This window comes from Methylosinus sp. H3A, assembly GCF_015709455.1.
Classification (GTDB): domain Bacteria; phylum Pseudomonadota; class Alphaproteobacteria; order Rhizobiales; family Beijerinckiaceae; genus Methylosinus.
The window spans coordinates 949,687-976,092 of record NZ_JADNQW010000005.1 but is presented as its reverse complement, the minus strand read 5'-3'; the positions used below and the strand labels follow the sequence as shown (position 1 = coordinate 976,092).

At 67.0% G+C, this 26,406-nt stretch carries 21 protein-coding genes; 13 read left to right on the top strand and 8 right to left on the bottom strand.

Translation table 11 applies throughout. The annotated features are described in order from the left end of the window. Positions 1-4: 4 nt before the first annotated feature. Positions 5-619: an NYN domain-containing protein gene (locus tag IY145_RS07700; RefSeq protein ID WP_196407672.1), complete on the bottom strand. Its 615-nt coding sequence runs from the start codon at positions 617-619 to the stop codon at positions 5-7. A 410-nt stretch (positions 620-1,029) separates the two neighbouring features. Here IY145_RS07700 and rpoZ point away from each other — a divergent pair, with 410 nt between their 5' ends. The 8 genes from rpoZ to IY145_RS07660 all read left to right on the top strand — a co-directional run bounded on the left by rpoZ (position 1,030) and on the right by IY145_RS07660 (position 7,923). Further along, entirely contained in the window at positions 1,030-1,413 is a 384-nt protein-coding gene (rpoZ, locus tag IY145_RS07695) for a DNA-directed RNA polymerase subunit omega (RefSeq protein ID WP_196407671.1), read from the top strand. Between the two features lie 183 nt (positions 1,414-1,596). Further along, entirely contained in the window at positions 1,597-3,807 is a 2,211-nt protein-coding gene (locus tag IY145_RS07690; protein WP_196407670.1) for a bifunctional (p)ppGpp synthetase/guanosine-3',5'-bis(diphosphate) 3'-pyrophosphohydrolase, read from the top strand. A gap of 28 nt (positions 3,808-3,835) precedes the next feature. After that, positions 3,836-4,588 (top strand): pyridoxine 5'-phosphate synthase, encoded by a 753-nt coding sequence (locus IY145_RS07685; protein WP_196407669.1) that lies wholly within the window; start codon positions 3,836-3,838, stop codon positions 4,586-4,588. Then, on the top strand, positions 4,585-4,980 hold the full coding sequence (gene acpS / locus IY145_RS07680) for a holo-ACP synthase (RefSeq protein ID WP_196407668.1): 396 nt from the start codon (positions 4,585-4,587) through the stop codon (positions 4,978-4,980). The genes IY145_RS07685 and acpS overlap by 4 nt, the downstream gene beginning before the upstream one ends. Before the next feature lie 124 nt (positions 4,981-5,104). Next, positions 5,105-5,896, top strand: coding sequence for a signal peptidase I (gene lepB, locus IY145_RS07675; RefSeq protein ID WP_196407667.1), 792 nt, complete (start codon positions 5,105-5,107; stop codon positions 5,894-5,896). Between the two features lie 26 nt (positions 5,897-5,922). Then, entirely contained in the window at positions 5,923-6,624 is a 702-nt protein-coding gene (rnc, locus tag IY145_RS07670; protein ID WP_196407666.1) for a ribonuclease III, read from the top strand. Between the two features lie 115 nt (positions 6,625-6,739). Continuing rightward, a complete protein-coding gene (gene era, locus IY145_RS07665; RefSeq protein WP_196407665.1) occupies positions 6,740-7,639 on the top strand; it encodes a GTPase Era in 900 nt (299 codons plus the stop codon). 56 nt (positions 7,640-7,695) lie between these two features. Beyond that, on the top strand, positions 7,696-7,923 hold the full coding sequence (locus IY145_RS07660) for a cupin domain-containing protein (RefSeq protein WP_196407664.1): 228 nt from the start codon (positions 7,696-7,698) through the stop codon (positions 7,921-7,923). Positions 7,924-8,117: 194 nt separating this feature from the next. Here the strand turns inward: IY145_RS07660 and IY145_RS07655 are convergent, their stop codons facing one another. Then, positions 8,118-8,306, bottom strand: a complete 189-nt coding sequence (locus IY145_RS07655; RefSeq protein ID WP_018267040.1) for a 4Fe-4S dicluster domain-containing protein — start codon at positions 8,304-8,306, stop codon at positions 8,118-8,120. A gap of 289 nt (positions 8,307-8,595) precedes the next feature. Here IY145_RS07655 and IY145_RS07650 point away from each other — a divergent pair, with 289 nt between their 5' ends. Then, positions 8,596-9,891, top strand: coding sequence for an O-acetylhomoserine aminocarboxypropyltransferase/cysteine synthase family protein (locus IY145_RS07650; protein WP_196407663.1), 1,296 nt, complete (start codon positions 8,596-8,598; stop codon positions 9,889-9,891). 353 nt (positions 9,892-10,244) lie between these two features. Here IY145_RS07650 and smc read toward each other — a convergent pair whose 3' ends face one another. From smc to IY145_RS07635, 3 genes are all read right to left on the bottom strand, one after another. Continuing rightward, positions 10,245-13,703: a chromosome segregation protein SMC gene (gene smc / locus IY145_RS07645; RefSeq protein ID WP_196407662.1), complete on the bottom strand. Its 3,459-nt coding sequence runs from the start codon at positions 13,701-13,703 to the stop codon at positions 10,245-10,247. A gap of 101 nt (positions 13,704-13,804) precedes the next feature. Next, positions 13,805-15,004, bottom strand: a complete 1,200-nt coding sequence (locus tag IY145_RS07640; protein WP_196407661.1) for a GGDEF domain-containing protein — start codon at positions 15,002-15,004, stop codon at positions 13,805-13,807. Between the two features lie 164 nt (positions 15,005-15,168). Then, complete coding sequence (locus tag IY145_RS07635) at positions 15,169-16,926, bottom strand: glucan ABC transporter ATP-binding protein/ permease (RefSeq protein ID WP_196407660.1); 1,758 nt, start codon at positions 16,924-16,926, stop codon at positions 15,169-15,171. 272 nt (positions 16,927-17,198) lie between these two features. On the opposite strand from IY145_RS07635, the gene IY145_RS07630 reads away from it, so the two are divergent. The 4 genes from IY145_RS07630 to lipB all read left to right on the top strand — a co-directional run bounded on the left by IY145_RS07630 (position 17,199) and on the right by lipB (position 18,976). Beyond that, positions 17,199-17,411: a cold-shock protein gene (locus IY145_RS07630; RefSeq protein ID WP_196407659.1), complete on the top strand. Its 213-nt coding sequence runs from the start codon at positions 17,199-17,201 to the stop codon at positions 17,409-17,411. Between the two features lie 123 nt (positions 17,412-17,534). After that, positions 17,535-17,774 carry a hypothetical protein gene (locus tag IY145_RS07625; protein ID WP_196407658.1) on the top strand — a complete coding sequence of 80 codons (240 nt, stop codon included), beginning with the start codon at positions 17,535-17,537 and terminating at the stop codon, positions 17,772-17,774. Positions 17,775-17,887: 113 nt separating this feature from the next. After that, complete coding sequence (locus IY145_RS07620) at positions 17,888-18,160, top strand: hypothetical protein (RefSeq protein ID WP_246721844.1); 273 nt, start codon at positions 17,888-17,890, stop codon at positions 18,158-18,160. Between the two features lie 66 nt (positions 18,161-18,226). After that, the gene (gene lipB, locus IY145_RS07615; RefSeq protein ID WP_196407657.1) at positions 18,227-18,976 is read left to right on the top strand and encodes a lipoyl(octanoyl) transferase LipB; all 750 of its coding nucleotides are present in this window, start codon (positions 18,227-18,229) and stop codon (positions 18,974-18,976) included. Here the strand turns inward: lipB and IY145_RS07610 are convergent. The 3 genes from IY145_RS07610 to IY145_RS07600 all read right to left on the bottom strand — a co-directional run bounded on the left by IY145_RS07610 (position 18,958) and on the right by IY145_RS07600 (position 26,340). Then, complete coding sequence (locus IY145_RS07610; protein ID WP_196407656.1) at positions 18,958-19,449, bottom strand: RNA pyrophosphohydrolase; 492 nt, start codon at positions 19,447-19,449, stop codon at positions 18,958-18,960. The two genes, lipB and IY145_RS07610, sit on opposite strands and share 19 nt — an antisense overlap. Continuing rightward, positions 19,446-20,642, bottom strand: a complete 1,197-nt coding sequence (locus IY145_RS07605) for a divergent polysaccharide deacetylase family protein (protein ID WP_196407655.1) — start codon at positions 20,640-20,642, stop codon at positions 19,446-19,448. The genes IY145_RS07610 and IY145_RS07605 overlap by 4 nt, the downstream gene beginning before the upstream one ends. An 88-nt stretch (positions 20,643-20,730) precedes the next feature. Continuing rightward, positions 20,731-26,340 (bottom strand): hypothetical protein, encoded by a 5,610-nt coding sequence (locus IY145_RS07600; protein WP_196407654.1) that lies wholly within the window; start codon positions 26,338-26,340, stop codon positions 20,731-20,733. Positions 26,341-26,406: the final 66 nt, after the last annotated feature.

Sequence of the window (26,406 nt, the reverse complement as noted above, 5' to 3'; positions counted from 1 at the left end):
TCGTTCAGACCTCGTGATCGTCGTCGGGGGCGCCGCCCGGCGTCACCGGCTGCGGCCGGCGCTCCTGGAAGCGCTGCATGCGCTCGGCGCGCTCACCCGGATCGCGGCCGATCTTGCCGACGAGATGGATGAGATCGACGAATTCGTCGGCCTGACGGCGAAGCTCGTCGGCGATCATGGGCGGCTGGGTGGTGATCGTCGAGATCACCGAGACGCGCACGCCCTTGCGCTGCACGGCCTCGACCAGGGAGCGGAAGTCGCCGTCGCCGGAGAACAGGACCATATGGTCGATATGCTCCGCCATCTCCATCGCGTCGACGGCGAGCTCTATGTCCATATTGCCCTTGACCTTGCGGCGGCCGAGCGAATCGACGAACTCCTTGGTCGGCTTGGTCACGACGGCATAGCCGTTGTAGTCGAGCCAGTCGATCAGCGGACGGATCGACGAATACTCCTGATCCTCGATCAGCGCCGTGTAATAGAAGGCGCGGATCAGGCGGCCTTTGCCCTGGAACTCGCGCAGCAGCCGTTTGTAATCGATATCGAACCCGAGCGATTTGGCTGTCGCATAGAGGTTGGCGCCATCAATGAATAAGGCAATTCGTTCCGGGTCTGCCATCGTTCTTGGTCTCGCTTGTCGGGTCCAGTATCGAGGGGCCGCCGCTTGCCACGCGCGCTGTCGACCCTACTGGCAGCACGCTTCTCCACAATGACGCAACTCTGTCGCTTCCGCTCGCGTTATGTCGCGTCGAACGCGCGCGTCGCAAACATGCGCGCCATTCGCGAACAGGTTTGGTCACATTACAGTCACGCCCTTCATTAATGTCGTAAATCGACCATGTATCGACGGTCGTCAAGGGGGTACGCGAAAAATCCGTCCAGAAATACTACAGCAATAGATGGCGGCGACAGTCCGGGATCGCTCTGGCAGATCACGGGCGTGCGCGACGCCGCGCCGTCGCGCATTGCCAGCGCCAAAAAATTAGTGTAGCAGGCGGCTCGATCGAACGCTAGAGGAGTCCGCACGACATGGCGCGCGTCACCGTCGAAGACTGCATCGACAAAATCGAGAACCGCTTCGATCTGGTTCTGCTCGCGGCGCATCGCGCGCGGCTCATCTCCTCCGGCCAGTCGATTCTGGTGGAGCGCGACAAGGACAAGAACCCGGTCGTCGCGCTTCGCGAAATCGCCGAGACCGCGCTTTCGCCCGACGATCTCAAGGAAGACTTCATCCATTCTCTGCAGCGCCATGTCGAGGTCGACGAGCCCGAGACCGAGACGGTGCCCTCGCTCGCCGCCGCGCCGGATTCCGACGGCGGCGACGGGCAATTCGACCGCATGACGGAGGAGGATCTTCTCCGCGGGCTCGAAGGGCTGGTGCCTCCGGCCGAGGTCGAGGACGAAGGCGAGTAATTCGCCGCCCCGCGAGGGACTGCCGCCGAAATCGCTAGAGGCCGGCGGCGAGCTGTTCTACAATCGCGCTCGAATGCGGCCGTCGGCCGGCTTCGGGCCCTCGCGCCGTCTCCCGTCCGATCTTCCCCGTGAGTTCCGCGACGCCCCCGACGATCCGCGCAACCAGATCGTTGGTCGACGCCGATGATGCGCCAATATGAACTCGTCGAGCGGGTGCGCAAATACAACCCGCAGGTCGACGAGGATTTGCTGAATCGGGCCTATGTCTACGCCATGAAGGCGCATGGCCAGCAGACCCGCGCCTCCGGCGACCCTTATTTCTCCCATCCGCTCGAAGTCGCGGCGATCCTCACCGACCTCAAGCTGGACGACGCCACCATCGTCGCCGCCGTGCTGCACGACACGGTGGAGGACACGAGCTCCACGCTCGACGAGATCAACCGCCTGTTCGGCCCGCAGATCGGCAAGCTCGTCGACGGGCTGACCAAGATCGAGAAGCTCGACCTCGTCTCCAAAAAAGCGGCGCAGGGCGAAAATTTCCGCAAGCTGCTGCTCGCCGTCGCCGAGGACGTCCGCGTGCTGTTGGTCAAGCTCGCGGATCGGCTGCACAATATGCGCACGCTGCATTTCGTGCCGCCGGAAAAACGCGCCCGCATCGCGCAGGAGACGCTCGACATTTATGCTCCGCTCGCCGGCCGCATGGGCATGCAGCGCCTGCGTGAGGAGCTGGAGGGGCTGGCCTTCCGCCATCTGACGCCAGAGGCCTATCAGGCGATCGAGACCCGGTTGCACGAGCTGCGCGCCAAAAATGGCCGCATCATCAAAAAGATCGAGAAGGAGCTGACGCAGGAATTCGCCGCCCGCGGCATTCACGCGGCGGTCACCGGCCGGCAGAAGACGCCCTTCTCCGTCTGGCGCAAGATGGAGCGCAAATCGATCGCCTTCGAGCAGCTCTCGGATATTTTCGGCTTCCGCATCATCGTCGACGATGTCGAGGACTGCTATCGTGCGCTCGGCATCGTGCATACCAAATGGCCGAGCGTGCCGGGCCGCTTCAAAGACTATATTTCGACGCCCAAGCAGAACGACTATCGCTCCATTCACACGACAGTGATCGGCCCCGGCCATCAGCGCGTCGAATTGCAGATCCGCACCGCCGCCATGCATGAGATCGCGCGTTTCGGCATCGCCGCCCATGCGCTCTACAAGGATTCGTCCAGCGACGAGGGCAAGGAGGAGCTCGCCAAGGAGAGCCGCGCCTTCAAATGGCTGCAGGACACGCTCGAGTTGCTCGCCCATGGCGACAGTCCGGAAGAATTTCTGGAGCATACGCGGCTCGAGCTCTTCCAGGACCAGGTGTTCTGCTTCACGCCCAAGGGTGGGCTCATCGCGCTGCCGCGCGGCGCGACGCCGATCGATTTCGCCTATGCGGTGCATACGCGCGTCGGCGATTCCGCCGTCGGAGCCAAGATCAATGGACGCATAGCGCCGGTTCTGTCGCAATTACAGAACGGCGACGAGGTGGAGATCATCCGCGCCGAGGGGCATGTGCCGCCGGCGGCCTGGGAGTCGCTCGTCGTCACCGGCAAAGCGCGCTCCGCCATCCGCCGCGCGACGCGCGAGGCCGTGCGGATGCAATATGCCGGGCTCGGCCGGCAGATCGTCACCCGCGCCTTCGAGCGCGCCGGCCGAGCGGTCTCGGACGAGAAGCTCAAGGCCGCGCTGCCGCGGCTCGCCCGCGCCTCGCTGGAGGATGCTTTCGCCGCCGTCGGCCGCGGCGAGATCTATTCGGGCGATGTGGTGAAATCCGTCTATCCGGACTTCAGCGAGGAGAGAAAGCCCGCCCAGCAAATGCGTCTCGAGCCGGGCGAGCCCGGCTGGTTCGGCATGAAGTCCAACGCCAATGTCGTGTTCAAGGCGCCCGGCGCGCCCGATCAGGCGAGCGCCATTCCGATCCGCGGCCTGCGCGGCGACGTGCCGGTGCGCTTCGCGCCGGAGGGCGGCGCCGTGCCGGGCGACCGCATCGTCGGCATACTGACGCCGGGCGAGGGCATCACCATCTATCCGATTCAATCGCCGGCGCTCACCGCCTTCGACGACCAGCCCGACCGCTGGCTCGACGTGCGCTGGGATATCGATCCGGAGAGCCGGGAATTGTTCCCGGCCTGCCTCGTGGTGACGGCGATCAACGAGCCGGGAACGCTGGGCGGGCTGGCGACGCTGATCGGCGAGACGGGAGCCAATATCGACAATGTCGCCTTCGCCATCCATTCTCCCGACTTTCGTGAGATGCGATTCGATCTCGAGGTCGCCGATCTGAAGCATTTGAACGAGATCATCGCCCGGCTGCGGGCCAGCGCGCTGGTCAGCAAGGTCGAGCGCGTGATCGGGTGAGGCAAGACAAGGATCGAGGTGAGGAAAGATGAACGCTCGCCGCATCCGCCTCGGCGTGAATGTCGATCACGTCGCGACGATACGTAACGCCCGCGGAGGGCAAGGGCCGGACCCGCTGCGCGCCGCCCTGCTCGCGATCGAGGCCGGCGCCGACGGCATAACGGCGCATTTGCGCGAGGATCGCCGCCACATTCGCGACGAGGATATGGCGCGCCTCAGAGCCGAGATATCCAAACCGCTGAATTTCGAGATGGCCGCGACCGAGCAAATGCTCGATATCGCGCTGAAGACGAAGCCGCACGCCGTCTGCCTCGTGCCCGAACGTCGCACGGAGCGCACCACGGAGGGCGGGCTCGACGTCATCGGCGGCCATAACCATCTCGTCCCCTTCGTCGACGAGCTGAACCGGGCCGGCATTCGCGTCTCTCTGTTCATCGAGCCGGGCGCCGAGGCGATCGACGCCGCCGACTCTATTCGCGCGCCGGTCGTCGAGCTGCATACGGGCGCATGGTGCCACGCCGTCGAAGTGGGAGACCATGAGGCCGCAGAGCGCGAGTTCGCCCGCATCGTCGCCGCCGCGGCCCATACGGCGGAACGCGGGCTCGAGTGCCACGCCGGCCATGGGCTGGACTATGCGACGGCGCGGCGCATCGCCGCTCTGCCGCAGATCGTCGAATTGAACATCGGCCATTTCCTCATCGGCGAGGCGGTGTTCGTCGGCCTCGCCGAATCGATCCGCGCCATGCGCCGCGCGATCGACGAGGGCGCGGGCGCCTCATGATCATCGGCTTCGGCAGCGACCTCTGCGACATACGCCGCATAGAGCAGGCGCTCGAGCGCTATGGCGAGCGGTTCATCCACCGTTGCTTCACCGACATAGAACGCGAGAAATCGGAAGGGCGCGCTACGCGCGCGGCCTCCTACGCCAAGCGCTTCGCCGCCAAGGAGGCCTGCGCCAAGGCGCTCGGCACCGGCATAAAGGACGGAATCACTTGGAAAACCATGGGGGTGGTGAATCTGCCCTCGGGCAAGCCCACGGTCGAGCTGACGGGCGGCGCCGCCGAGCGGCTGGCCGAGATCACGCCAAAGGGCGCGAAAGTGGTCATTCACCTCACATTGACCGACGAATATCCACTCGCGCAGGCCCAGGTTCTCATAGAGGCGCTGACGTGATAGACGAGCTTTGCGAGCCTGAAGGCTCGCGGTCCGAAGTTCATCGACCGCGAGCCTTCAGGCTCGCTCGCAAATTGATCCAGGACGACCGAAAGCGGCATCGGCCAAAAGGGAGTGACGCGGTTTGAGCAGGAACGTCTCGGTCGCCGAACGGCGCGACGAAGGTGGTTTGCTCGAGACGATCAAGGTGATCGTCCAGGCGCTGGTCATCGCCCTCGTCATTCGCACGCTGCTGTTTCAGCCTTTCAACATTCCTTCGGGCTCGATGATCCCGACCTTGTTGATCGGCGACTATGTCTTCGTCTCGAAATACGCCTATGGCTATTCGAACTACTCGCTGCCCTCCGTGCCTTATCTCGACTGGCGGCTCGATCTCTTCTCCGGCCGCGTGCTCGGCTCGCAGCCCAAGCGCGGCGATGTGGCAGTGTTCAAGCTGCCGCGCGACAATGAGACCGACTACATCAAGCGCGTCATCGGCCTGCCCGGCGACCGCATCCAGATGATCGAGGGGCGTCTCTATATCAATGGCGAGATCGTGCCGCGCGAGGTCAAGCCCAAGGAGAAGCACGAGGGGCGCGACGGCCGCGAGGTCGAGGTGCCGACCTATACCGAGACTCTGCCCGGCGGCGTCGCCCATACGATCATCGAGATCGAAGGCGACCACGGCTATAAGGACAATACGGAGCTGTTCGTCGTGCCGCCGAACAATTATTTCATGATGGGCGACAACCGCGACAATTCGACCGATTCCCGCTTTGCGCCAGAGGAAGGCGGCGTCGGCTACGTGCCCTCCGAAAATCTGGTGGGCCGCGCCGAAATCATCTTCTTCTCGGTCCAGAAGGACGAATATGCTCTGGCCTTCTGGCGCTGGCCGTGGACCGTGAGATGGGATCGGCTGTTCAAGCCGGCGCATTGAGGCCGACAGGCACAAAGCAGACGACCATGGGAGCTCTCGGTCGGGAAGACCTCGCCGCGCTCGAGGCGAGCGTCGGCCATGGCTTCGTCAATCGTCGCCTGCTGGAGCATGCGCTGACCCATGTCAGCGCCTCTGCGGCGCGGCCGGACTCCTATGAGCGGCTGGAGTTTCTCGGCGACCGCGTGCTCGGCGTCGTCGTCGCCCATATGCTCTATGAGAATTTTCCGCAGGAGAGCGAGGGCGAATTGTCGCGGCGGCTCGCCGATCTCGTCCGCAAGGAATCCTGCGCGGAAGTCGCCGAGCGCTGGGGCGTCGGCCCCTTCATGCGGCTCGGCGACGGCGAGGCGCAGACCGGCGGGCGGAAGAAACGCGCCATATTGGGCGATATGTGCGAGGCGATCATCGGCGCGGTCTATCTCGACGGCGGTCCGCATGCGGCCGAGGCCGTGGTGCGCGCGGCCTTCGCAGAACGCATGCGCGCGCCGGGGCGAAGGCTCCGCGACGCCAAGACCGCGCTGCAGGAATGGGCGCAGGCCCGCCGCCTGGCGACGCCGCGCTACCGCCTCGCCGCGCGCAGCGGGCCGGATCACGCGCCCTTCTTCGAGGTGGCGGTCGATGTGGAAGGTTTTGTCGCAGCGGAAGGCGCCGGCGCCTCCAAGCGCGCCGCCGAGCAATCTGCCGCCCAGGCCTTTCTCGATCGCGAAGGCATAGAGCGGGAAGACGGCTGATGAATCACGCAACAGCAATGCAAATACAGCCCCCTCACCCTGAGGAGCCGGCGAAGCCGGCGTCTCGAAGGGTCGAAGCCGAGCACTTCTGCCTCGCATCGAAAGGCGCATATTCGTGACAGAAACAAGCTGCGGCTTTGTCGCTCTGGTCGGCGCGCCAAACGCCGGCAAATCGACGCTGCTGAACCAGCTCGTCGGCGCCAAAGTGTCGATCGTCTCGCGCAAGGCGCAGACGACCCGCGCCCTCGTGCGCGGCATAGCGCTCGAAGGGGAAGCGCAGATCATATTGGTCGACACGCCCGGCATTTTCGCGCCCAAGCGCAGGCTCGACCGCGCCATGGTGGCGAGCGCCATCGCCGGCGCCGGCGACGCCGACGCGATCGTGCTGCTCGTCGACGCGCGCCGCGGCATCGTCGCCGAGGTGGAGGAGATCGTCGCCAAGCTCGCCGGGCTCTCCGCGCCGAAAATTCTGGCGCTCAACAAGATCGATCTGGTGCCGCGCGATTCGCTGCTGGCGCTCACGGCCGCGCTCACGGAGAAGGCGGAGTTCATCGAGACCTTCATGATCTCCGCGCTCAATGGCGACGGCGTCGCCGATCTGAAGGCCAAGCTCGGCGCGCTGATGCGGCCCTCGCCCTGGCTCTATCCGGAGGACCAGCTCTCCGACGCGCCTCTGCGCCTGCTCGCCGCCGAGATCACGCGCGAAAAAATCTTCGAGCGGCTGCACGACGAATTGCCGTATCAGTCCACTGTCGAGACCGAGTCCTGGGAAAATCAGAAGGACGGCTCGGCGCGCATAGAGCAGACGATCTATGTCACCCGCGACGGTCAGAAGAAGATCGTCATCGGCGAGGGCGGCCGCACGATCAAGGCGATCGGCCAGGCGGCGCGCCGCGAGATCGCGGAAGCCGCCGAGCAGAAGGTGCATCTCTTTTTATTCGTGAAGGTGCGCGAGAACTGGGCCGACGACCCTGAGCGCTATCGCGAGATGCGGCTGGATTTCCCGAAGGAGTAATTTGGCGCGACCCGGAGACGCATTACCTGCGCAGGCAGATTTTCGTCGATCCGGGAGTGGATTTCGAATTGGTCGAGATCACTTTGCCGGCAGGCCGGAGCGTATCCTTCCCGGCGAGCGCTTATGAGGACCGCCGGCATGTCATCTGGATTTTGGAGGGAGAGCTGCGTCTGCGGGAGGGCGACGAAGATCATCTCCTGTCCGTCGGCGACCGCCTTCGATTCGGCGAGCCGCAGGACGTGACCTATCGGAACGCCGCTTCCGAGCAGGCCGTTATCTCGTAGCGGTCCTGCGGAGATAGGGGGCTTCGCAGAATGGCGAGAGCGTCGCTCGATGGGCCGGGCCGTTCGCGATGCGGCGCTGAAGGCGGTGGCGCGCTAGCGCGCCAAGCCGCAGAAAATAAATACGCTTTCGCCTCTCCCCGGGGACGTCCCGCCGGGGAGGGCTGCTCGCGTCGACAAATGTGCCGCGTCTGGCGTCACGCAGGGACGCAAGTGTCGGGAACCGGACAAACCTCGGCGCAATGCGGAGACTCGCCGTCGCATTCCGTGCATTTCTTGGGGTCGATGATATAGGTGTCGCCCTTCATGCGAATGGCGGCGGTGGGACAGTCGAACTCACAAGCTCCGCAAACCGTGCATTGCGAAGCGATGATCTTCAAGGCCATTATACTCTCCCCGATTGTTCTGGGGCGCGGCTCCCGCAGAAAGGCGCCGCGCGTCTCGACGCGACAGACGGGGGTAAGCAAGAATCGTTTCAATTTGCCCCGGCGGCTGCGGGCCACTTCCGCTCGCGGAGGATCGCCGCGCCCAGGTGGGGCGGCGAGGGTTCGAAACCCCACATTGCTTGTAGACTAATAATCCAGTTTAATCCGGCCATGAATGTGCGCCGATGAACGCGCGCCATGAATGCGCCCCACGAACGCGCCGACGCGCGATAAAAGAGCGAGGACGGAAATGCCCGTTGACAGCAAGCATCCCGAAACTCTGGCCCTCCACGCCGGCTGGCGCTCCGATCCGACGACCGGCGCCGTCGCGCCGCCCATCTATCAGACGACCTCCTATCAGTTCCGCGACTCGCAGCACGCCGCCGATCTCTTCGCGCTGAAGGAGCTGGGCAATATCTACACGCGCATCGGCAATCCGACGACGGGCGTGCTCGAGGAGCGTCTCGCCGCGCTCGAGGGCGGCGTCGCGGCGCTCGCTCTTTCCTCGGGACAGGCGGCCTCGGCCTTCGCGCTGCAAAATCTCGCGCGCGTCGGCGACAATGTCGTCGCCTCCACCGATCTTTATGGCGGCACCTGGAATCTCTTCGCCAATACGCTGAAGGACCAGGGCCTCGAGGTTCGCTTCGTCGATCCGAGCGATCCGGAGAATTTCCGTCGCGCGACGGATGATCGCACGCGCGCCTATTACGCCGAGACTCTGCCGAACCCGAAGCTCACCGTCTTCCCCATTGCGGAAGTGGCGGCGATCGGCCGCGAATATGGCATTCCGCTCATCGCCGACAACACCGCCGCGCCGCTTCTGGTGAAGCCGCTCGAGCATGGCGCGGCGATCGTCGTCTATTCGACGACCAAATATATCGGCGGCCATGGCACGTCGATCGGCGGCGCGATCATCGACGGCGGCAATTTCGATTGGGAGAAGTTCCCCGCGCGCCAGCCCGCGCTCAACACGCCGGACCCGAGCTATCACGGCGCGGTATGGGTGGAGGCGGTCAAGCCGCTCGGCCCCGTCGCCTATATCATCAAGGCGCGCACGACATTGCTGCGCGATCTCGGCTCCGCGGTTTCGCCTTTCAACGCCTTTCTCACTCTGCAGGGCATAGAGACTCTGCCGCTGCGCATCGAGCGACACGTCTCCAATGCGCAGGCCGTCGCGGATTTTCTGTCGACGCGCTTCGAGGTCACGAAAGTGATTCACCCCTCGCGTCAGAGCGGCGCGGAGCGCGAGCGCGCCGATAAATATCTGAAGGGCAAATATGGCGCGCTTGTCGGCTTCGAGCTCGCGGGCGGCCTCGACGCCGGGCGCCGCTTCATCGACGCTCTGAAACTCTTCTATCATGTCGCCAATATCGGCGATGCGCGCAGCCTCGCCATTCATCCGGCGACGACGACGCATTCGCAGCTGTCGCCGGAGGCGCAGCTCGCGACCGGCGTGACGCCCGGCTATGTGCGCCTCGCCATCGGCATAGAGCATATCGACGATATTCTCGCCGATCTGGATCAGGCGTTGAAGGCGGCGAGCTGACGCGCGGGAATGTGAGAGAGGGGGGAGTCGCCCCCTCCCCCGCTTCGCGTCGCGACAGGGGCTCTCGAAGTCACACATCGCGAGACACTGCGGCCGTCATGGCCGGGCTTGTCCCGGCCATCCACGCCGAGCAGCTGAGAAACCGAAGGAAAGCGCCCGCTATCGACGGATTTCATCTCACGATTGGCGCTGTCGGAGCTTCGGCGTCGCGCCGAACTTCTCAAGACGCCTCGGCGTCCTGGCGTGGATGGCCGGGACGAGCCCGGCCATGACGTCGCGGGGGCGAGGAGGACGTGTGCGTTCAGTGTGCGTTCAATAACGCGATAGGGTGAGGGAGGGGGCCTCCCGCGCCCTCAGACCGCCTGCGCGTATCTCTCGGCCTGCTCGAGATCGACGGAGACGAGCTGCGATATGCCGCGCTCCGCCTGCGTCACGCCGAACAGACGATCCATGCGCGCCATGGTGATGGGGTTGTGCGTGATGGCGACGAAGCGCGTGTCGGTCTTCTTGCGCATATCCTCGAGCAGATCGCAGAAGCGCTCGACATTGTAATCGTCGAGCGGCGCGTCCACCTCGTCGAGCACGCAGATCGGCGACGGATTGGTGAGGAACACCGCGAAGATCAGCGACATTGCGGTGAGCGCCTGCTCGCCGCCGGAGAGCAGAGTCATCGTCTGCGGCTTCTTGCCCGGCGGGCGCGCGAGAATGTCGAGGCCGGCCTCCAGCGGATCGTCGCTCTCGATGAGCTGCAACTCCGCCGTGCCGCCGCCGAAGAGCAGGCTGAACAAATCTTTGAAGTGCGCGTTCACCTGCTCGAAGGCGACGAGCAGGCGCTCGCGGCCTTCCTTGTTGAGGCTGGCGATGGCGCCGCGCAATTTCTTGATCGCCTCGGCGAGGTCTTCGCGCTCGGCCATCATCTTGTCGCGCTGCGTCTCGATCTCGGCGAGCTCGTTTTCGGCGCGAAGATTGACGGCGCCGAGCCTGTCACGATCCGCCTTCAGCCCTTCGAGCTTGCGCTCGATGTCGGGGATGGAGGGCAGCTGCGTCTCCTCGCCGGTGATGCCGGCGAGCTCGGCGAGCGAATGCTCCTCGCTCTCCAATTCCATGGCGATGGCGTGCTCCACATCGGCGGCGCGGCGGCGCGCGGCCTCGAGCTGCGCTTCGCTGCGGGCTTTCTCCTCGCGCGCGGCGCTCATCGCCTCCAGCGCCATGCGGGCGGCGCGGTCGGCTTCGACCTGCATCGTCTCGCCGCTCGTGCGCGCGTCGGCGGCGGCGCGGCGGGCGGCGTCCGCCTCCTCGATCGCCGAGAGAAGATTGCGGCGCTGGAGCAGGAAGGTCTCCGGTGAATCGGCGATGCGCTCCTGCTCCTCGCGCGAATCCTCGAGGCGGCGCTCCAATTCCGATATGCGGTCCTGGGCGCGGTCGCGCCGCTCCATCCAGGAGGCGTTCTCGCGCAGGATCGCGGATTTGCGGGCGGCGCGCGTCTCCGTCTGATGACGCAGCGAGGTGAGCGCGGCGCGGGCTTCGCCGGCCTGGGCGCGCTCGGCGGCTGCGCGGGAACGCACATGCTCCACCGCGCCGGCGAGCGAGGCCGGCTCGTCCAGAGCATCCAGCGCATGGGCGGCGCTCTCGCGCTTCATCGCCGCTTCGTCGCGATTGGCGAGGATTTGCGCCTTGGCCTCCTCGAGCGCCGAGAGGCGCTGCGCGATCTGTCCGAGCCGCCGCTCGGCGACGACATGCCGCTCGCGCGCCTCCTCCACCACGGCGCGGGCGCGGCGCTGTCCCTCGCGGGCGGCGCTTTCGGCGAGGGCGGCGGCGCGCGCCTGCTCCTGCGCCGTCTGCGCCTCGTCGGCGAGCGCGTCGGCGGCCTCGCGGGCGGCGGCGGCCTCGAGGCGTAGATCGGCGAGGCGATTCTTCTCGGCGAGACGGCGCGCGGCCGGCGTCGGCGCTTCGGCGGCCTGGGTGAATCCGTCCCAGCGCCAGAGGTCGCCTTCCTTGGAGACGAGGCGCTGGCCGGGCTTCAGCATGGAGCGCAATGCTGCGCCCTCGCTGCGCAGCACGACGCCGATCTGCGCGAGGCGCCGCGCCAGCGCCGGCGGGGCCTGCACCATCTCGGAAAGTGAACGCACGCCCGGCGGCAGCGAGGGGTCGCCGGCGCCGGAGGTGAGCGCCCAATGGGCCGGGGCGGAGGTCTCGATGGACGCGTCGAGATCGTCGCCGAGCGCGGCGCCCAGCGCGGTCTCATAGCCCTTTTCGACCGTGACGCTCTCGACGATCGGCGCCCAGAGATCGCCGCCGCCCGATTCCAGCAGCTTCTCCAGCGTGCGCGCCTCGGTCTCGAGACGTCCGGCGCGCTTCTCGGCCTCGGCCAGCGGCTGGCGCGACAGGCTCTCCGCCTCGCGCGCCTCGATGGCGGCTTCCTCGGCCATCAGCGCGGTCTCGTCGGCCTCGCGCGCGGCTTCGCTCGCCATTTCCAGCGATTCGGCGAGGCGCTCCACCTCCTCCACTGCTCCGCCCTGGCCGGCGATGAGCGCGAATTCCGTCTCGACGCGGGTCAGCTCGGCCTCGAAACGGGAGACGCGTTGCGTCTCCTCGCGCAGCGCCGCCTCCAGCGCGCCGCGCTGGGCGTTGACGCCGGCCAGGGATTGCTGCGCCTCGGAGAGCTCGGCCTCTGTGCGGGCCAGCGCCTCCTCTATCTCGGCGAGACGCTCGCGCGCTTCCTCCTCGCGCTCGGCGCCGATGGCGTCCTGCTCGGCCAGCTCGCCGCGCTCGTCCTCGAGCCGCTGCGTCACCTCGGCGGCGTCGTCGATCAGCGCGCGCTCGCGCTCGACGTCGCGGGCGAATTGCTCGGCGTGGCGGGTCAGCTCGGCGATGCGCTCCTTGGCGCGCTTCTCCTCGCCGTCCAGCGCGTCGCGGGCCATGATCAGCCGATGCAGCGCGGCGCCGGCCTCGGCCTCCTTGTCGCGGAGTTTGGGCAGCTCGAAGGCGGCGATCGCCTGCAGTCGCGCGGCCTCGGCCTGCTGCAGCGTGCGCTCCTCGACGAGCTTCGTATCCTCCCCGAGCTTGCGTTCGGCAGTCTGCAATTGCTCGCTCGCCTGGCGATGGGCGATGAAGGCGGCGAGCGCCTCGTTCTTGCGGATATCGGCCGCGACGGCGCGATAGCGTTGCGCCTGCCGCGCCTGGCGGCGCAGGCTCTCGGTCTGGCCGTCCACCTGTTTCAACACATCCTCGAGGCGGGTGAGATTCTCGGCGGCCGCGGTCAGCCGCAGCTCCGCCTCGTGACGGCGGGAGTGTAGGCCGGCGACGCCGGCGGCGTCCTCCAGAATGCGGCGGCGCGCCTGCGGCTTGGCCGAGATGATCTCGCCGATCTGCCCCTGGCGCACCAGCGCCGGCGAGCGCGCGCCAGTCGCCGCGTCGGCGAACAGCAGTTGCACATCCTTGGCGCGCACCTCGCGGCCGTTGATCCTGTAGGTGGAGCCGGACTCGCGCTCGATGCGGCGGGTGACTTCCAGAGTCTCGGCGTCGTTGAAGGCGGCCGGGGCGGTGCGGGAGCTATTGTCCAGCACGAGGCCGACTTCCGCGACATTGCGGGCCGGGCGGGAGCCGCCGCCGGAGAAGATGACGTCATCCATCCCCGAGCCGCGCATGTTTTTATAGGAGTTCTCGCCCATGACCCAGCGCAGGGCCTCGACGAGATTGGACTTGCCGCAGCCGTTCGGCCCGACGACGCCGGTCAGGCCCGGCTCGATCAGGAAATCTGTGGCCTCGCAGAAGCTCTTGAAGCCGAGAAGTCGGAGCCGCTGGAATTTCATGGCGGCAAGAGCGCCACAAAATAGCGGGGAAGGCAAGAAATAGGGCGCGATATGTTGTGGGAATGCGCGGTTTCGTCCCCCGTATCCCCGGCAGGCTGCGGTCAGGCGACATTCCTTTCGAGAGGCGCGCCCTCCTCTTCCCAAAAGCCGCCGCCGCGTCCCTTGCGCTTCATTCGGTAGAGGGCGGAGTCGGCGCAGGACACGAGCTGCTCCAGCCCGGTTCCGTCCCGCGGAGCCAAGGCGACGCCGATGCTGACGCCGATCTGAATTTTCCCTCCGAGGAGATCGTAAGGCGCGCCGACCGCCTGGACGATGCGGCGCGCCAGAAGCTCCGCCTCGTCGCCGAGCTGGATCCCGTGCTGGATGACGACGAATTCGTCGCCTCCGAGGCGAGCGACAGTGTCTCCCTCGCGCACGGTCTGCGTCAGCCGCTCGGCGACGGCCCGGAGGAGGGCGTCTCCCGTGATATGGCCGAAATTGTCATTGACCTCCTTGAAGCGGTCGAGATCGAGATAATGGAGCGCGAAAAGGCCTCCGGTCCGCTCGAGATGCGCGCCGGCCTCTTCCAGCTTCTCCTGCAGCCGAATGCGATTGGCGAGGCCTGTCAGATGGTCCCTGCCCGCCAGCGCCGCGAGATCCAGCTTCGCGATGATCTGCTGTCGCACTGTGTCGTAGAAATCCTCGACCAGTCCGAGGCCGGCCAGAGCGAAAACGCCGACGACGATCGCCTGAGTGGCGAAGACGGTCTGGGCATACCAGCCGTCCGCGGCGAAAGCGCGCATACCGAAGCCCGCCACTGTCGGGATGGTCGCCAGCGTCACGCTCCCCAGGCAGATATGCGGACGGGCGGCCAGGCGCGTGACGACGCCGGCGCCATAGGCGAGGATCAGCGTCGTCACCAGCATCGGGCTCAGCATGATGTCGGAGACGGCCGCCTCCGCCGTGAGCGCGCGCGCGTTCAGCGCGCCGAGCATGGCGGCGAATGCGAAGCTGCCGAGGGCGTAGCGCCGATCCCACTGCCGGACTTCGCTCGCCGTGGGGCGCGATGCGGCGCGCTGGCGGCGATAGAGCAGCATGAGTGAGATGCGGGCGCCGGAGACGGCCGCGCCAGCGAGGGTCACGAGCAGAAGCAGGCTGTCGCCGGTCCTGATTGTCAGCAGGGCGCCGATGCAGACCATGGTGACGCCCATGATGGCGATGGGAGGAAGAGCCCTGTAGACGACGTCCACGAGCTCGATCAATGCAGCGTCCGGAAGCTCGTCCGAACGCCGCGAAAAGCGTTGCAAGTATTTGGTCAGCATGGATCGCTCGCGCCGTTTCGTCGAGGATAGGCGCGACGACGAGCGAGAGCCAGAGCGTGAGAGCGCGGTTCTGCCCCTATAGGAAACGACCGCTTAAGCGTCGGAGCCGGCGAATGCGTCGCCGACACTCCGGGGCCTCGCGTCGATAGCTCGGGGAGAGGGGGTTACGACGCCGACGTCATGAATTGCGCCTTGGCGAGCGCGGCGAACAGTCCGCCTTTCGCCACCAGTCCGTCGAAAGTCCCGCTCTCGACGATCTCGCCCTGATCCAGCACCAAAATGCGATCCGCATGGCGCACCGTCGCCAGACGATGCGCGATAATGAAAGTGGTGCGGCCCGCGGTCGCCGCCTCCAGCGCCTTTTGCAATTGCCGCTCGGTGGTCGCGTCCAGCGCGCTGGTCGCCTCGTCGAAGATCATGATCGGCGGATCCTTCAGCAGCGCGCGGGCGATGGAGAGGCGCTGCCGCTCGCCGCCGGAGAGCGTGCGGCCGCGCTCGCCGACGAGCGTCGAAAGCCCCTCGCTTTGCCGCGCCACCAGATCGCGCGCCTGCGCCAGCTCCACCGCGCGGGCGATCTCGTCTTCCGTGGCGTCCGGCTTGCCGACGCGCAGATTTTCCTCGATCGAGCGCGCGAATAGCATGGGCTCCTGAAATACCACGCCTATGTTGCGGCGAAGCGAGGTCAGCGTCATATCGCGAACATCGACGCCGTCGATCGTCACGCGGCCTCGAGCCGGATCGAAGACGCGATGCAGCAGGCCGAGCGTCGTCGATTTGCCCGAGCCCGTCGAGCCGACCAGTGCGATCGTCTCGCCCGGCCGCGCCGAGAAGGAGACGTCGCGCAGCGCGAGGCGATCGCCGCCATAGGAGAAGCTCACATTCTCGAAAGCGACGGCGCCCGCGAGCCGGCCGATATCACGCGCGTCCTCGCGATCGGCGACCGTTGGGCGCGTGTCGAGAATAGAGAAGAATTCGGCGATCTTGGGCGCGAGCAGAAACAGCACGTTGAGAAAGCCGACCATTTGCTCGAGCCGTCCGATGAGCATGGTCGCGAAGCTCATGAAGGCGACGATCTGGCCGATGGAGGCGAGGCCCTGCAGATGCAGCCAGGCGCCGAGCAGGAAAATGACGAGCAGGGTCAGCGTCGCCGAGGCGCGGCTCGCCACGGCGGCGAGGGCCCACCAGGAGAGCACCGGAATTTGCGCGGCGAGCAATTCGTCGATGATGCGGCGCAGCGCATTCGTCTCGCTCTGCACGCGCGTAAAACTCTGCACCACGGCGACATTGCCCAGCGCGTCGGAGGCGTGCTCGGCGAGCGAGGAATGGTGACGCTCCACCTTGCTCTGCAATTGCTCGGTGCGGCGCAGGACGAAAGAGGTGAGCGCGCCGAAGATCACGAGGAGCACGATGAGCGGCAGGGCGAGGCGCCAATTGACGAAGAGCGTCGCCGGCAGCAGCACGAAGAGCGCGACGAAGGAGGCGCAATTCTCGCGGAAGAAGGAAAGCCACAGTCCCGCCATGCCGGAGGCGCCCTCGAGCATCACCTTCAGCAGCCGGCCGGAATGCGCGCCGGCGTGAAAGCTCGACGGCAGATCGAGCACATGCTCGAAATAGGCGGCCATCACCGCGAGCCGGCTTCTATGCGCGAGACGGTCGGCATGCAGCGCGACCAGCACGGAGGCGGCGATGGAGAAGAGGCCGAAGCCGGCCCAGGCCGCGAGCAGCGGCGCGAGATCGATCCAGGCGAGCTTCTCGCCCGCCGCCTGCGCGCGCGTGAGCACGTCGATGACGCGGCCGAACAGCATGGGCTCGGCGAATTGCGCGATGGCCACGGCGAGATTGGCGACGACGAGGATCGTCGCGAGACGTTTCTCGGGCTTCAGCTGCGCCAGAACGCGGAGATAGACGGCGAGGACGGACATGGCGATCTAGATGGGAGCGGCGACAGCGCCGTCTACAGCGGGCGCGGCGGGGAGGCAAGGTGAAGCGAGAGCTTCACGCGATTTCCGGCGGCTACGCTTGTAATTGGTGAGCGGACGCACCAAATAGGGTCTAATCGAGTTTCGGCCGGACGGCTCCTGCTTATCGCGTCCTATTGGCGCAGCTGGCATATGACTTCCTCTCCAGAACATCGATCAAGCGTGGCGTCGCATGTCGCGAACGCCCGAGCACTCGTTCTCGAAAGGACAAGTCAATGCAGACCGGCATCGTAAAATGGTTCAATGCTCAAAAGGGTTTCGGCTTCATTCAGCCGGAGGCCGGCGGAGCCGATGTCTTTGTTCATATCAGCGCTGTCGAGCGCGCAGGTTTGGCCGGCCTGGCCGAGGGCCAGAAGCTCTCCTATCAGATCGTCGTCGACAAGCGCAGCGGCAAATCTTCGGCGGATCAGCTGACGATCGCCGCCTGATCCTTCAGCCGATCGGGCCCCGCTCGCCGACCGCGGATGTACCGGCGGCGAGCGCGGGGCCCTGTCCCCGGTGGAGGCGCGTCGTTCTTTCGGCGCGTCGCACTCCATCCGAAAGGGCCGACAGTGAGCGCGCATTCGAATGAGCTCTCCCGCCATCAGCGGCTTCGCAGAGAAACGCCGACGCACAAGTTTCGTCTCGGCGCGCAAATCTATCACCGCATCGGCGCGAGATCGGAAAAGGAAACATTCCGGATCACCCGCCTGCTGCCCGACAGCGGGGCGGGATTCCAATATGTCATCAAAGGTGACCGGGACGGTCTCGAACGTGTCGTGACGGAAGCGGGAATGGAATTCGCCTGGTAATTTCTCGCTACGAATAGTTGCGCGTCGCTCGCATCGTCTCGTCCACCTGCGCCGCGGGGCGCCGCCGTGATCGATTTTCGCGCCGAACAGCGTGGACGACAGGGAGAAGAGCGATGAGCGAGTTCGATTACGGGATGGAAGCGGGCCTGTTCTCATCCAAAACGCTCGCCAAGCGGCCGAGATCCTACCAGAACTCCATCGAATTCCGGCGTTTCGCCCAAGCCGCGGAGGCGATTCGCTACGCGGTGGAGGACATGCCTCCCGGCCTGTTGGCGAGCTGCTCGCTCGAGGTGGCCGAGGCGACCTATACGGGCGCCGCCATTCGCGGCCTATATGAAAGCGCGGAATTTCCGCTGCCGCGCCGGCCCAATTCCTCGAAAAAATAGAGTCGATCGGGGGCATGACGCGCGCGGCGCTGGAGCGGCGCCGCGTCTCGCGATAGATTCGACGTCATGACCGCTCCGCTTTTACGCGACGACTGCGCCCGTTCTCTGCTTCCACCTCCCGGCTCGCCGCCGGTCGAATGGGTCGCGGCCTCGGGCCTCGTTCCCTATGAAGAGGCCGTCGCGCAGATGGAGGCGCTGGTCGAGCGCATCGCCGACGGGACGGCGGCCGAGCGCGTCTGGCTGCTCGAGCATCCGCCGATCTACACGGCCGGAACTTCCGCGAAGGAGGCCGATCTGCTCGACGCGCGCTTTCCCGTGCATCGCACCGGGCGCGGGGGGCAATTCACCTATCACGGTCCCGGACAGCGCGTCGCCTATGTGATGCTGGACCTCACACGCCGCAAGCGCGATCTACGCGCCTATGTGTCGGCGCTCGAGGCCTGGCTCATCGCGACGCTCGCCGCGCTCGGCGTCGCCGGCGAGCGGCGCGAGGATCGCGTCGGCGTGTGGACGCGCCGGCCGGACAAGCGCGCGGGACTCTGCGGCGAGCCGGCCGAGGACAAGATCGCGGCGATCGGCGTGCGCGTGCGGCGCTGGACGACTTTCCACGGCCTCGCGCTCAATGTCGCGCCCGATCTTTCGCATTTTTCCGGCATAGCGCCCTGCGGCGTGCGCCAGTCGCATCTCGGCGTCACCAGCCTCGCCGATCTCGGCGCGGGCTCGGATATGGCGGCCGTCGACGCCGCGCTGCGCCGCGCCTTCGAGCCGATTTTCGGGGCGACGATCGAGACGCCGCCTCAGCTTCCGGAGAGATGAGCGAAATCGCGCACGACGCTTTCATAGACGTCGCGCTTGAACGGCACGATCAGCTCGGGCAGCAGCGCCGCCTTCTCCCAGCGCCAGGCGTCGAACTCCGGCGCGTGGCGGCCGCCGTCTGGGCGCTCGACATCGATCTCGGCCTCGTCGCCGGTGAAGCGCAGCGCGAACCATTTTTGCGTCTGGCCGCGATATTTGCGGCGCTTCGTCGCTTCCGGCGGCAGATCGTAGCTATACCAATCCGCGCTCTCGGCGAGGACCGAGACGCTCGTCACATTGGTCTCCTCGCGCAATTCGCGCAGCGCCGCGGCGAGCGGCTCCTCGCCTTCGTCTATGCCGCCCTGCGGCATTTGCCACACGAATTGCTGGAGAATCGGCGGATCGTCCTTGCCGACGCGACGGCCGACTAAGACGAGGCCTCGAGCGTCGAGCAGCATGACGCCGACGCAGGGTCTGTAGGTCAGTTCGGTCATTTCCACTTTCCGGCTCGCGCTTCTTTGTCCTCGACCCGCGATACGAGCGCGCTCAGCGGGACGAGCGCTATTCCCTTGCGCTCCAGCTCGCGGGCGAAACGCGCGAGGCGAGTCATCGCCTGTGGCAGAGCGCCGGCGACGATGATCGCCTGGCCGTTGCGGCGGGCGAGCGCCTCGATCTGCGTCAACGCCTTCTCCACCGCCTCGCCCGAGGCCCCCACCTCGATCGCCACATCCGCGCGCGCGGCAGAGAGAGCGAGACGCGGCGCGAGAGACGACACGAGCGAACGCGGCGAGGTGCCGTCGTCGAGATAGAGCAGACCGCGCCCGGCTATGTCGGTGAGCGTGGGCGTGAGCGCCGTCTCGTCGGCGGTGAATTGCGCGCCGAGGAAATTCACAATTCCGATATAGCCGGAAAAGCGGCTCATGAGCCAGTGCAGATCCTCGAGCCCGGCGCCGCGCGTCGTGAGCAGCGTATGCGGCCCGGGATTTTCGCGCGGATAGTCATAAGGCTCCATCGGCGCCTGCAGCAATATCTCATGGCCGCGCTCGCGCGCCCGCGTCGCGACGCTCTCGGGATCGGCGCCGTAGGGCGCGAGCGCGAGCGTCACCGCGCCGGGCAATTCGTCGATCGCGCTTGCCGTGAGCTGCGCATTGAGCCCGACGCCGCCGACGATGAGCGCGATGCGTGGCGCGCCGACCGGCAGCCGCGAGCTGATCGTCGCGGGGCGCGCATAGACTTCCATCGGCTTCGCGCCATCGGCGCCGATCTTCGGCAGTCGTCCTTTCTCGACGAGCCGCTTGTCCGGCGCGGGCGCGAGCGCCGTATGCTGCTCGTCGAGCCTTATGATGAGCGCGCCCGGCGGCTCGCCGCCGCCGATGCGCGTGACCTTCACGCCCGAGCGGCGCTCTATGTCGGCGATCTCATCGGCGCGCCTGTCGGGCTCGGCGACGGAGGCGTGTTCCGCGGGGGCGCTCGCCGGAGCCGGCGGCGGCTCGACCATCTCTATGCGCGCGATGGCGATCGGCTGTCCTGCATGAGGATCGCGCGTCGCCAGCAGAAAAGCGGCGAGACAAGCGCCGCCGAGCAGCGCTGTGGCGACAATCGTGACGGTCCGCCCATTCGGGCGCGGCGTTCGGCGCGGCTCCAGCGGCTCGCTCGAGCCCAGCGGCTCGTTCAATTCGTCGGTCATGGCCCGCGAGCGGCTCCCTTTTGCGAACGCGCGAATCGCGGCGCGTCTCGATCATTGTGAAATGTCGCCGCCGCGCCGTCGAGGCGCTTCACGAGACCGCCTGCGCCAGCGCGGCCTGCTGCTCGGTGGTCATGCCGGCGATCTGCTGCGTGGTGAATGCGGCGATCTGATTGCCGTTCAGCGCCAGCAGCTCCATCGTCGTCAATGCGGCGATGGCCGTCGCGGTGAACGCGCCGACCTGCGTCGTCGTCAGGCCGGTGAGCTGGCGCGCGTTGAAGGCGGAGATGACGGAGCCGTCGAGATTGGCGAGCTGCTGCGTGGTGAGCGCGCCGATTTGCGTGGAGGTCAGCGCGTTGAATTGCGTCGAGGAGAGCGCGCCGAGCTCGGTGGTGGTGAGATTGACGATCTGCGTCGTCGCCAGCGCGGATATCTGCTGCGTGGTGAGCGCTCCGACCTGCGTCGTCGTCAATGCGCGCAATTGCGGGCGCAGCAGGCCGCCGAGCTGAGCGTCGGTCAGCGACGCGATCTCCGTCGTGGTCGCGGCTTGCATCTGCGTCGTCGTCAGCGCCGCGAATTGCGTGGATTGGAGCCCCGAAAATTGCGTCGTCGTCAGGCTGGCGATCTGCGCGGCCGAGAGTCCGGAAATTCCATCCGAGGAGACGCCGCCGATCTGCGTCGCGCTCAATGCGGAAAGCTGCGTCGTGGTGAGCGAGGCGGCCTGCGTCGCCGTCAATCCGCCGAGCTCCGTCGCGGAGAGCAATGCGATCAGCGTCGAGGTGAGGCTCGCAAATTGCGTCGAGGTCAGCGCCGCTATGGCGGAGGCGGAGAGGCTCGCAAATTGCGTCGAGGTGAGCGAGGCGATCTCTGTGGCGCTGAGGCCGGAGACCGCGGTCGGCGACAGGGCGCCGATCTGATCCGCCGAGAGAGCGGCCGATTGCGCATCCGACAGAGAGGCGATCTGCGTTTGGCTCAGGCCCGCCACGCCGGTCGTCGAGAGATAGGAAATCTGCGCCGTGCTCAACACCGCGAGCCGATCCGTCCCGAGCGAGGCGACCTGCGTCGAGGTCAATCCGTAGACTTCCAGCGAGGTGAGCGTCTTCAGCTGCGTGGTGGTGAGGGCGGAAAATTGCGTGGCGGAGAGCGCGCCGATCTCTGTCGAGGTGAAGCTCTGCAATTGCGTCGTCGTGAGCGCGGCGAGCTCCGTCGTCGTCAGTCCGCCGACGCCGGTCGTCGACAAGGCCGCGATCTGCCCGGCCGTCAGCGCTGCGAATTGTGTCGCGGCGAGACCGCCGACCTGCGTCGGCGTCAGGCCGCCGACGCCCGTGGTCGAGAGCGAAGCGATCTGCGTCGCATTCAGCAGGCCGAGCTGCGTCGCGGCGAGCGCCGCCACTTGCGTCGCGGCGAGCCCGCCGATCTGTGTGCTGGTCAGCAATCCGATCTGCGCCGAGGTGAGCGCCAGCACCTGCGTCGTCGTCAGCGCCGCCATTCCGGTCGAGGAGAAGCTGCGGAATTGCGTCGATGTCAGCGCGCCGATCTCGCCGCTGCTCAGCCCGGCGATCGCGGTCGTCGACAGCGCGGCGATCTGCGTGGCGGCGACGCTGGCGAGCTGCGTCGTCGTCAGCAGTCCGATCTGCGCGGCGGTGAGGCCGCCGATCGCCGTGCTCGTCAGATATTTGATCGCCGTCGGCGAGAGCGCGCCGAGCCGCGTCGCGTCGAGCTGCGAAATTTCGGTGGAGGTCAGTCCGCGCGCCTGCGTCGCAGTGAGCGCGCCGACCTGCGTCGTCGTCAGCGACGCGAGCTGCTCGCTGGTCAGCGCCGCGATCTGCGTCGCTGCGAGCGCGCCGAATTGCGTCGCGTTCAGCGCCTGGACCTGGGTCGTCGTCAACCCACTGATCGCCGAGGTGGAGAGCGCGGCGATCTGCGTGGCGGCGAGCGCGTCGAATTGCGCGCCGGAGAACGCCGCCGCCTGCGTCTGGGTGAGGCCCTGCAGCTCGATCGTCGTGAGGGCGGCGATCTGCGTCGTGGCGAGCGCGCCGAGCTCCGTGGTCGTCAGCGCGCCGACGAGCGCCGCGGTGAGGCCGCGCAGCTGCGTCGTCGTCAGCGCCTGCAGCTCGGTCAGCGTGAGGCCGGCGATCGCCGTCGTCGCCAGGCCCGAGAGCTGCGTCGAGGTCAGTCGCGCCAGCTGATCGAGGCCGAAGGCGGAAATCTGCGTCGCTGTGAGCGCGCCGGCCTGCGTCGAGGTCAGCGCGCCGATCTGCGTCGTGCTGAGCGCGGCGATCTCGGTGATGGTGAGCGCCGCGACGGCGGTGGTGGAGAGCGCGGCGATCTGTGTGCCGGCGAGCGCGCCGAGCTGCGTCGTCGCCAGCGCCGCCGCCTGCGCGTCGGTGAGGCCGGAGAGCTCGGTCGTCGTCATGGCGGCGAGCTGCGTGGTGGTGAGCGCGCCCAATTGGGAGAGCGTCAACGCGCCGATCTGCTTGCTCGTGAAGCCGCGCAGCTGCGTGGTGGCGAGCGCGCCGATGACGCTGGTCGAGAGGCTCGCGACGGCGTCCGAGGAGAGGCCCGCGATCTGCGTCGCGGCGAGCGCGGCGATCTGCGTCGCGGTGAAGGCCGAAAGCTGCGTGTCGACGAGCACGCTCATCTGCGCTGTGGTGAGAGCGGCGAGCTGCGTGGTGGTGAGCGCGGCGATGTCGCTCGTCGACAATCCGCCGACGCCCGTCGTCGAGAGCGCGGCGAGCTGCGACTTCTGCAAGGCGGCGAGCTGCGCGATGGAGAAAGCGGCGATCTGCGCGTCCGACATGGCGCGCATCTGCGTCGCGGTGAGCGCTGCGACCTGCGTCGTCGCGAGGGCGGCGACGGCGGCCGTCGACAGGGAGGCGATCGCCGTCGTGGCGAGCGCGGCGACCTGCGTCGTGACGAGAACCCCGAGCTGCGTCGTCGTCATAGCGGCGATCTGCGCCGCGCCCAGGCCCGACATTGCGGCCACGGAAAGGGCGCCGATCTGCGTCGTATCGAGCGCCGCGATCTGCGCGTCGGACAGCACTGCGGTCAATAGGGCGCCCAGCGCGCCGATCTGCGTCGTCGTGAGAGCGGCGACGGCGGTGGAGGTGAGGGCCCCGAAGCCGGTCGTCGACAGTGAAGCGACCTGCGTCGAGGTGAGCGCGCCGAGCTGCGCGGCCGAGAGCGCGCCGACCTGCGTGTCGGCGAGCGCCTTGACCTGCGTCGAGCTCAGCGTGGAGACCTGCGTCGTCGACAGCTCGGCGATCTGGCTCTGCCACAATCCGCCGATGGCGACGGCCGAGAGCGCGGCGACTTGCGTCGTCGTCAGCGTGTCGATTTGCGTGAGCGTGAGCGCCGCGAGCTGGGTGGACGTCAGCGATGCGACTTCTGTCGTGGTCAGCGCGCCGAGCTGCGTCGTGCTCAATGTCGCGATCTGCCAATCGGCGAGCGCGCGCGTCTGCGCGGCCGTCAGCGCGGCGACCTGCGTGGTCGCGAGCGAAGCGATCTGCGCGCTGGTGAGGCCGGTGACCGCCGTCGAGGTGAGGGCTGCGATCTGCGTGGTGGCGAAGGCCGAAAGCTGTGTCGTCGTCAGCGCGGCGACCTGCGTGTCGGCGAGCCCTGCGAAGGCGCGCGACGGCATGGCCGCAAATTGCGCGGCGCTCAGCGCCGCGATCTGGGTGGTCTCGAGCGAGTTCATCTCGGTCGCGTTGAGACCCGCGAGCTGTGTCGTCGTCAGCGCGGCGATCTGCGTTGCGCCGAAGGCGTCGAATTGCGTCGTTGTCAGCGCCGCGATCTGCGCCGAGGTGAGGGCGAAGAGCTGGCTCGTGGAGAGATTGCCGAAGGCGGCCGAGCCGAGACCGGCGATCTGCGCGGCGGAGAGCTGCGAGATCGTCAGCGCCTGAATCTCCGTCGTCGTCATATCTTCGAGCTGCGTCGTCGTCAGTCCGCGCGCCTGCGTGGAGGTGAGCGCGGCGAGCTGCGCCGTCGTCAGCCTGTCGATGGTTTCGGAGGCGAGCCCGGCGATCTGCGTCGAGGCGAGGGCCGCGGCCTGCGTCGTCGTGAGGCTCTGCAGCTCGGTCGTCGTCAGCCGATTGAGGAAAGTGGTGGAGAGCGCCGCCATTTGCGTCGAGGCGAGCGCGGTGACCTGGGCGCTGGACAATCCGCCGCCGCCGCTCGAGACCAGCGCGGCGATCTGCGCGGAGGTGAGATTGCCGATCGCGAGCGATTGGATCGCTGTCGTCGTCATGCCGGCGAGCTGGGTCGTCGTTAATCCGCGCGCCTGCGTCGTGGCGAGCGCTGCGAGCTGCGTCGTCGTCAGATTGCCGACCTGCGTCGTCGTCATGCCCGCGATCTGCGCGGCGCTGAGCCAATTGACCTGCGTCGTCGTCAGGCTCGCGACGAGCGTCGCGGGCAGGGCGTTCAGCAGCGTCGTCGTCAGCGCGCGAATCTGCGTCGAGGAGAGCGCCGAAAATTGTGTGGCGGAGAGATCGCCGAATGTGGTGGCGTCGAGCGCGGAAAATTGCGCCGCCGAGAGCTCGGCGACGTCGAGAGATTGCAGCCCCGTCGTCGAGAGATCGGCGAGCTGCGTCGTCGTCAGCCCGCGCGTCTGCGTCGTGGTGAGGGCGACGAGGCGCGTCGTCGTCAGATTGGCGAGCGTCGTATCGGAGAGGCCGGCGATCTGCGCGGCGGAGAGGCCGGCGAATTGCGTCGTGGTGAGCGCGCCGAGGCGCGTCGCCGAAAGGTTGTTGAGCGTCGTCGTGGACAGAGCGGCGATCTGCGTCGACGCCAGCGCCGCGATTTGCGTGTCCGACAGATTTTCGAAAGCGACGCCGAGCCCGGCGAGCTGCGCATTGGACAGATTGGCGACCGAGAGCGCCTGGATCTCGGTCGAGGTCATCGCCGTGAGCTGCGTCGTCGTGAGGCCGCGCGTCTGCGTCTGGGTCAGCGAAGAGAGCTGCGTCGTGGTGAATTCGCCGAGGTCGGTCGTCGTCAGCGCGGCGATCTGCGTCGCCGCGACGCCGGCGATCTGCGATGCCGTCAGCGCCTGAACCGCGGTCTGCGAGAGGCTGTCGAAGGCCGTCGTCGTCAGCGAGCCGATCTGCGTCGAAGAGAGAGAGGAGAGCTGCGTCGTGGTGAGAGAGCCGACGTCCGTCTCGTTCAGCGCTCGCGCCTGAGCGGCGCTCAGATTGCTCACCTGGAGCGCGATGATCTGATCGAGGCTCAGCGAGTCGAGCTGGGTCGCGGTGAGGCCGCGCACCTGGGTGGAGGAGAGGCCGGCGATCTGCGTCGTCGTGAAGCGCGAGAGCTCGGTCGTCGACAGAGTGGCGATCTGCGCGGCGGTCAGCGCCTGCAGCCGCGTCGTGCTCAGACTGCCGATCTCCGTCGTGTCGAGCGCATTGAGCTCCGTGCTGGTGAGAGCCGAAAGCTGCGTCGTGGTGAAGGATTCGAAGTCGCTCGAGGCGAGCGCCTCGAATTGTGGCAGATCGAGCCCGGTCAGCGCCGATTTCGACAGAGCGGCGACTTGCGTCGTCACCAGCGCCTGCAGATTGGTCGTCGAGAGATTGTTGAGCTGGGTCGCCGTCAGCACGGCGATCTGCGTCGTGTCGAGCGCCTCTATGTCGGAGGTCTCGAGCTGGCGCATGATGGTCGTCGGCAGCCGGGCGATCTGCACGGTCGTGAGCGACGAGTAGATCGACGTCATGACAGGCCCCGTTCCGCGCGCAAGTTTTTCCGAGCAGGCGGACGCGCGGCGGCGCGGCGGCGGCCG